Source organism: Stutzerimonas sp. LR2 (assembly GCF_055755175.1).
The window spans coordinates 1-825 of sequence record NZ_JBVTRR010000062.1; the positions used below are offsets into that span (position 1 = coordinate 1).

Below are 825 nucleotides of genomic sequence, written 5' to 3' on the forward strand. Positions count from 1 at the left end.
CCTTTTTGTGAGGCTAATTGTTCACCAATTTCGATAAATTGGTCAGGCTGTGCAATGGCATTTAATAATGAATGTTTCGTCCAATGACGGAATAGCTCAGTGATGGAGTAAGTGGTTGCTACATATGGAAAATCTTTTGCATTTCCTAAATGCTCTTTATCATAGCTATATAAGCGGGCTACTGGGTTACGTGACACTTTTGGATGCAAAATATTATGTTCTACAGGAGATTCAAACGGTTCGTAGAATTCAGGGAATGGGCCGTCAGCCATTTTATCCACGGAGAATAAGCGACCGACACCCTCAGGTTGCATAATAAATGGCCCTACACCGCTGTTTGGCGGGGCATTACCAAAATCAGGAACATCAAAGCCCCCCCATTGGGTACCATCCCACTTAATGAGTTGGCGTTTTTCATCCCATGGTTTTCCACTTGGGTCGACTGACGCACGGTTATAGAGAACACGGCGGTTTTGCGGCCATGCGAACGCCCAGCCTGGGGTACAACCTAAACCGGATGGATCTGCATTATCGCGGTTTGCCATCTGATTGCCTTTTTCTGTCCAGCAACCAGAATAGACCCAGCAAAAACTGGCTGTTGAGCCATCGGATTTCAATTGGTGGAAGCCATCAAGTTGTTGTCCTTTCTTGAATAATAGCTTGCCCGCATCATCATAAATATCCTGCATCGCTTGGCCATTCGCTTCCCTCGCCACTTCTTCAGGTTGTGGGTCATATGGGTCTACATAGTTCCAAGAGAGATTCATTAATGGTTCAGGGCAAACACCGCCTTCTTCTTGGTATAGTTGGCGTAGGCGCATCAAT

General features: G+C 45.9%; 1 pseudogene. It reads right to left on the bottom strand.

Annotated elements, in window-relative coordinates:
- Nucleotides 1–825: pseudogene (locus ACVRRC_RS22040) on the bottom strand (formate dehydrogenase-N subunit alpha); the annotation flags it as partial.